The sequence below is a fragment of the Klebsiella sp. Ech2A genome (assembly GCF_030078455.1).
Taxonomy (GTDB): Bacteria; Pseudomonadota; Gammaproteobacteria; order Enterobacterales; family Enterobacteriaceae; genus Klebsiella; species Klebsiella terrigena.
On the sequence record NZ_JAQGFU010000233.1, the window covers coordinates 1 to 6,189 of the forward strand.

Below are 6,189 nucleotides of genomic sequence, written 5' to 3' on the forward strand. Positions count from 1 at the left end.
GGCGGGGATGACCCCGCGGACATTTCTGCGCCGCTTTCAGAAAGCGACGGGCGTGCGGCCAACGGAGTACCTGCAGCAGGTTCGCATCATGAAAGCGCGGGATGCCCTGGAGTTAACCGGGCGTTCGGCCGACCGTATTGCCTGGGAAGTGGGATATACCGATCCCTCAGCCTTCCGCAAAATTTTTCGCAAAATTACCGGCGTAACGCCGGGCCAGTACCGGCAGCGTTTTGGTCTGGAATAACGTGGCCTGGCGCTGCCCCGGCTTAATTTTAATTAGCTGACAAAACCGCCAGGCATATTATTTAATTGCCTCTGCGCAAGAACTTAAGCAGGAATGCTTATAAGTTGATGCTTTCTTTTCCCAATTGTATTATTATCACAACAATATTCTTATTATGACAAAGGCTGTTAAATGTTCGACGTAAAAATCCGTGAAGTTAGTCACGAACTATCTGCCAAAGAACGGAATGTCGCCAATTACATCATTGAAAACAAACAGTCATTGAAAAGTATGAGTATTCAGATGCTGGCTAAGGTAAATGGCGTAAGCACCACCACTATTTTACGCTTATGCCACAAGCTAGGTTATCAGGGGTTCAGCGATCTTAAAATTGATTTGATGACCTCATCCAGCACGCTAACCAATAATAAATTCCTCCAGGAAGATATTTGCCTCGATGATTCAGTTGAGGCTGTCAATGCTAAAATCCTGCAAATAGAGAAATCATCAATCGATGAGACGCACGCGCTTGCTAATGCCGGCACGCTTCTTGAAGCCAATGAGCTGATCAGGAAAAGCCATAAAATTGTTATTTATGGTGCCGGCAGCAGCGGCCTTGTGGGAAAAGAGCTTGAATACCAGCTAATCAAAATTAAAAAAGATGTCAGCTGTCATCTGGACTACAGTATTCAGTTTAGTATTGTTAATACCCTGGATGAAAACGATCTGCTGATTATTATCTCACATTCGGGTGAAAACCAGGAAGGCGTCATGCTCCTGACCCTGGCGCAGCAGCTCGGCGTGCCCTCCATTGCCATTACTAAAATGGGGCAAAGCCGTATTTCTACCCTTGCCGATATCGTCCTGCACACGGTTTCTACGGAAAGCGTTTCGCGCCTGATACCCATCCGCTCCAAAATGTCGCAGCTGGCGGTGATTAACATGCTGGTGACCAATCTTTTCGTCCAGCAATATGACGAGCGCTTGCTCAAACAAATCCAGATGCGCGCCGAGCGTTTTTATCGTCAAAATCATAAGCCCTGAAGCGACCGCCGCGAAGCCGATCGCCTTGCGCGGCTGAGCATCTCCCCCAACGCCGTCGGTGTTCCGCCGCTCCCCGCGCCTTAAGCTCGCCCTATTCCTCACTCCCCGGCCGGAAAGCGGCTTCTGAAAGCTCAAGCGGACTCATTGCCAAAGAGCGATCGTTATCACATATCGGTCAAAATAGTGTTTCATGGTATTTCCTTAAGCCAAAAGTAATAGTATTACTATGATTAAAGAAAATCACAGTAATAATGTCACAAAAAAAAGGAAAGCTATGTCTGCCGAACTTCCCGTCATCTTGATAAGCCACGGCCCCTTTGCCCAGGGAGCCCTCACCTGCGCGGAGATGCTCATTGGTAAGCAAAGTCATGTTTTGGTTATTTCCATCGAGGAAGAGAGCAATATCAACGACGTGCGCGCGCGGCTGGCCGAGGCCTATCGTGCGCTAAATAAAGAAAATGGCGTTCTCATTCTGGTTGATATGCTGGGCGGATCGCCCTGTAATTTAGCCAGCGAGCTGGTATTAACCTATGATGACGTTGTTTTATTCTGCGGGTTTAACATTCCAACGCTGCTTGAAGTCTTTAACAACCGCGACCAGCCGCTGCCTGCGGTTAGCAAACTTATTGCTGAAGTATTTCCGCAAAGCTGTTTCAACGTCGGGGATATTTTAAACGAAGAACGGCAGCAAGCCGCCGATCTCTAAGGGGAATATCATGCCAGTTAATGTTGCAAGAATAGACGACCGCCTTATCCACGGCCAGGTAATTACAACCTGGGTAAAAAATCATGATATCGAGCAGGTACTGATTATTAACGATAAGGTCGCAGGCGATAAAGTTCAGCAGTCGGTGCTGACCATGTCCGCGCCCCCTGAGCTGAAGGTCCTCGTTTTTGGAGTACAAAAATTCATTGATGTTCTGAAAAAAACGGAAATAAAGAAACGCACTATGCTGCTATTCACCAATAGCATTGACGTGAATATTCTTGTGGAAAATGGTTTGAAAATTACCACCCTCAACGTCGGCGGTATGCGGATGCAGGAGGGGCGTAAAAGCCTGACCCGCGCGGTTGCCGTTACTCCAGAAGAAGAGGCGGCGTTTAAATCCCTTATCGCCAAAGATATTACCGTAGAAGTACAAATGGTGCCTAAAGACCCCGTTATTGAGCTTCACACGTTACTTAAATAAGTACCCGGAACATTTATTTTATAATAAATGAGGAATATCAAATGTTAATTGAAGCTCTTTTCGTCGCTATCTGGGCAGGTATTTGCTCAATGGATGATGTGGGTCCGCAGATGCTTCGCCGGCCTCTGTTAACCGGCACCGTTGCCGGTATTATCATGGGCGATACGGTCCAGGGACTGGCGATCGGCGCCACGCTTGAGCTGATGTGGATGGGTATCGGGAACGTTGGCGCCTACTCCGCCCCTGATATTATTGCGGGCTCTATTATCGGCGTCGCTTTGGGGATTGCCTCCAAAGGGGGGATTGCCGCAGGGATTGCGCTCGCGGTCCCGGTCTCTATTTTATGCCAGCAGCTGCTTATCGTATGGCGCTCTTTCGCCAGCTTTCTTAACCTGTGGGCAGAAAAATCGATCCATGATGGCAACTACCGCGGGCTGGTTAAAGTTCATTACTTTTCCACGCCGCTGTGGTTTTTAATTCGCGCCGTACCCTGTTTTCTGGCGATCTACTTCGGCGGCGATCTGGTGAGCAAAATTTTAGCGGCGATCCCTGAAAACGTTTTAACCGGTATGGGCGTCGCATCAAAAATGATCCCGGCCGTGGGCGTCTGTATCCTGCTATTGATGTTATTAAAAGGCAGAATGTGGTTTTTCTTCCTGCTCGGTTTCATCCTGACAACGTATTTGAAGCTGCCGATTATTCCTATCACCTTTATTGCCCTGGCGTTTGCCGTTTTGTATGACATGGCCTACACCAACGGAATTAACAACGCTAACAATACGACACCGGACGAAAAAAAATCCGCCGCGACATCTGAAGAAGAGTACGATTTATGAACACCGAAAATACCTGTCCAGACGTTAATGAAGAAGATCTTCCCTGCGAACGAAAACTCAATAAAAAAGATCTGAATCGTATTTTTTGGAACCTGCAAACAATGTCATTTTCATATAACTATGAAAAATTGCAAACTATCGGCTTTGCGCATTGTATGATCCCGGTTCTTGATAAACTCTATGCCCAAGCCGATAAAGAAACGCGAATCAAGGCGATGCAGCGCCATTTCGAGTTTTTTAACTCGCAAATAAATACCGGGGCTCTTATTTTAGGGGTCACCGCCGCGCTGGAAGAAAAGACCACCGAAGAAGAAAAGGATGCTGTGGTTTCCGTTAAGGCCGGATTGATGGGACCGCTTGCGGGTTTAGGTGACAGCCTGCTCAAGTTTACCTGGCTACCCATCTGCGGAAGTATTGGCGCGGCCTTTGCTCTGCAGGGTAATCTCATTGGCCCAATCCTGATGTTTCTTTTATTTAATATCGTCAACATTGGCACCAAATATTTCTTTATCCACTATGGCTATAACAAGGGCGTCGATTTAATAGAACAGTCGAAAAACTCAAATATTATTCAGAGAATTACTAATATCGCCAACGTTGTCGGGGTTATGGTGCTCGGTTCTTTAATCGCCACGACGGTCAAAATATCGACACCGCTGGTTATTGCGGTAGGTGAACAGACCATCAAAGTGCAGGAAATGTTTGATAAAGTTACGCCTAATTTATTAACCCTGCTTTTCTCTTTAGGCGTGTTCTTCCTCGTCAAAAGGCTGCGCGGGAAATATACCGTATCACTCATTATTTCGATGATGGTGCTTGGCGTTATATGTTCAACTTTCGGTATTTTAGCCTAAGGATAAAAAATGAGTTTATGTCAGACCCCGTCAGTATGCAGAAATAATAAAAATTATCTCACGCTTTCTTTTACCGCTCCCGCGGAAAACGTAGCGCTGTACTGGACCAAAGATAATGATGTTAAAACAAAAGAGCGCTACCTTATTACTCAACATGCCGTCAGCCCCTATGAGCTGGAGGACCCTTTACATGCCGAGCAGCGGATCTATTTTATTCTGGAGCACAGCGGCCAGCCGGTACTTTTCGCCGAACGAACGCTGCCGGTTTCTGGATTAAATAACTTCCGGGATTTTGGTGGTTATCCCGCAGCCGGGGGGAAAACCGTAAAGTGGGGCATGCTGTTTCGCTCCAACCATTTGTACAACCTCGATCGGCAGGCATTGGCCTACATCCAACGCCTTAACATTCAGTCAATCATCGATTACCGAAGTGAAAATGAAATCGCTAAAAGCCCGAACGACCACGTCGGTGAAAAGAGAACCTACCATTTAAACGCAACGGCACAAACGGCGGAGCTGGCGGCACAGTTCTCTGCCGAACCCAGTAATGAGGATCGTGCTTTAATCGAAAGCGTGATACGGGACATCCCCGCAGAATTAATTAATGGTCGAGGCGAACAGGTTTTAGAGCAATATCGTAACTTTGTGACCAGCGAAAAATCTAAGCGTGCATTTAAGCACATGATCGATGTGCTGCTCGATCCCCGTAACGCGCCTAATATCCAGCACTGTCGTGGGGGAAAAGACCGCACCGGTTATGGCGTTCTGCTGGCACTATCGATGCTCGGCGTATCCGAAGAGGATATTATCGCCGATTATATGGTCACGCAGGCTAATCGCATGGAGCGTAATGCTATCAAAATGGACGCCTACCGAAAAATAACCGACGATGAGGACGTCCTTGCCTATCTTCATACGTTAATCGATACCCGTGAATCCTTTATTATTGCAGTATTTAACACCATCAAAGCCCATTCCGGCAGCGTAGCTAACTATATCCGCAGCGAGCTGGGCTTTTCACAACAGGCCTTTGAGCAGATGCGGCAGAACTATTTAACCGATGATTAACGGGTCCGCTATTTGTCAACGCGCCCGCGGCGCTGGCTCAGGATCGCCGCCGGAACTGCACCATCCGGTCAATCACGATCGCGCAGATCAGGATCGCCAGCCCCGCGAGTATGCCTTTACCCTGGGCTGCGTACTGCAGCGCGGAAAGGACATCTTCACCTAACCCTTTTGCGCCGATCAGCGCTGCAATAACCACCATCGACAGGCTCATCAGCACCGTCTGGCTGACGCCCGCGAGGATCGCCGGGCGGGCAATCGGCAAATCGACTTTAAATAGCATAAACCCCCGCCCGGCGCCAAAGGCCAGGGCCGCCTCCCGCACGGCGGGCGGAACGTTGGCAATACCAAAGGCCGTCTGGCGAATCACCGGGGCGATGCCGAAGATGATAGTGGCAATAATCCCGGCGGTCTTACCGATACCGAACAGGGCGATGATCGGGATCAGGTAGACGAAGGCGGGCGTGGTTTGCATAAAATCAAGGACCGGTCGGATAACGGACGCCACGCGCCGGCGATAGCCGCTCCAGATGCCGAGCGGGATGCCGACGGCGACGGCGATAAACGACGCCGTCCCCAGCAGCGCAACGGTTTGCATCGCTTTGGTCCAGTAGCCGAAAGCGAGGATATAGGCCAGCCCCACCCCGACGCCAAATGCCAGCCGCCAGCCGCCGCGCTGCGCGGCAAAGGCGAGGAGCACGATAAACACCACCGGCCACGGCGTGGCGATCAGCGCATATTCCAGGGCACCCAGCAGCGCATCGATGACCCGAGATATATGCTGCGCGGCGGGAGCAAGGGCGGCGGCCAGCGACCCCATCCCCTCGTCAATCCATCGCGATGCGTTCGACGCCAGCTCGGGTAACCCGGCGGGGTTGAAAATCTGAGCGGGGATCGCGCCAGCGTAGTTTAAGAGTGCCATCGGCACGATCGCCAGCCAAATCAGCGCCGCGAAGAGGGCAGCGCCGGTCGAACAG

General features: G+C 49.8%; 8 protein-coding genes. 7 read left to right on the top strand and 1 reads right to left on the bottom strand.

Features of this window, described 5'->3' with window-relative positions; genetic code table 11:
• The 7 genes from PFH44_RS23955 to PFH44_RS23985 all read left to right on the top strand — a co-directional run.
• A partial coding sequence (locus tag PFH44_RS23955) for a helix-turn-helix domain-containing protein (RefSeq protein WP_283826376.1) occupies nucleotides 1-244 on the top strand: 244 nt, incomplete at its 5' end.
• Between the two features lie 171 nt (nucleotides 245-415).
• The gene (locus PFH44_RS23960) at nucleotides 416-1,267 is read left to right on the top strand and encodes a MurR/RpiR family transcriptional regulator (RefSeq protein WP_045854310.1); all 852 of its coding nucleotides are present in this window, start codon (nucleotides 416-418) and stop codon (nucleotides 1,265-1,267) included.
• A 274-nt stretch (nucleotides 1,268-1,541) separates the two neighbouring features.
• Nucleotides 1,542-1,973 carry a PTS sugar transporter subunit IIA gene (locus tag PFH44_RS23965; protein ID WP_045854309.1) on the top strand — a complete coding sequence of 144 codons (432 nt, stop codon included), beginning with the start codon at nucleotides 1,542-1,544 and terminating at the stop codon, nucleotides 1,971-1,973.
• A gap of 10 nt (nucleotides 1,974-1,983) precedes the next feature.
• Nucleotides 1,984-2,457: a PTS sugar transporter subunit IIB gene (locus tag PFH44_RS23970; RefSeq protein ID WP_133596539.1), complete on the top strand. Its 474-nt coding sequence runs from the start codon at nucleotides 1,984-1,986 to the stop codon at nucleotides 2,455-2,457.
• A 41-nt stretch (nucleotides 2,458-2,498) separates the two neighbouring features.
• Nucleotides 2,499-3,293, top strand: a complete 795-nt coding sequence (locus tag PFH44_RS23975; protein ID WP_283826377.1) for a PTS mannose/fructose/sorbose/N-acetylgalactosamine transporter subunit IIC — start codon at nucleotides 2,499-2,501, stop codon at nucleotides 3,291-3,293.
• Nucleotides 3,290-4,147 (top strand): PTS system mannose/fructose/sorbose family transporter subunit IID, encoded by an 858-nt coding sequence (locus PFH44_RS23980; protein WP_283826378.1) that lies wholly within the window; start codon nucleotides 3,290-3,292, stop codon nucleotides 4,145-4,147. Before PFH44_RS23975 ends, PFH44_RS23980 begins: the two co-directional genes overlap by 4 nt.
• A gap of 9 nt (nucleotides 4,148-4,156) precedes the next feature.
• Nucleotides 4,157-5,215: a tyrosine-protein phosphatase gene (locus PFH44_RS23985; protein WP_283826379.1), complete on the top strand. Its 1,059-nt coding sequence runs from the start codon at nucleotides 4,157-4,159 to the stop codon at nucleotides 5,213-5,215.
• A gap of 37 nt (nucleotides 5,216-5,252) precedes the next feature.
• On the opposite strand, the gene PFH44_RS23990 is transcribed toward PFH44_RS23985, so the two are convergent.
• Nucleotides 5,253-6,189 (bottom strand): ABC transporter permease (locus tag PFH44_RS23990; RefSeq protein ID WP_283826380.1); only part of this gene is annotated, 937 nt, incomplete at its 5' end.

What these genes read in the sequence shown, in the direction of transcription:
- PFH44_RS23960 (WP_045854310.1), top strand. Translation starts at nt 416, where the DNA reads ATGTTCGACGTAAAAATCCGTGAAGTTAGTCACGAACTATCTGCCAAA.
- PFH44_RS23965 (WP_045854309.1), top strand. Translation starts at nt 1,542, where the DNA reads ATGTCTGCCGAACTTCCCGTCATCTTGATAAGCCACGGCCCCTTTGCC.
- PFH44_RS23970 (WP_133596539.1), top strand. Translation starts at nt 1,984, where the DNA reads ATGCCAGTTAATGTTGCAAGAATAGACGACCGCCTTATCCACGGCCAG.
- PFH44_RS23975 (WP_283826377.1), top strand. Translation starts at nt 2,499, where the DNA reads ATGTTAATTGAAGCTCTTTTCGTCGCTATCTGGGCAGGTATTTGCTCA.
- PFH44_RS23980 (WP_283826378.1), top strand. Translation starts at nt 3,290, where the DNA reads ATGAACACCGAAAATACCTGTCCAGACGTTAATGAAGAAGATCTTCCC.
- PFH44_RS23985 (WP_283826379.1), top strand. Translation starts at nt 4,157, where the DNA reads ATGAGTTTATGTCAGACCCCGTCAGTATGCAGAAATAATAAAAATTAT.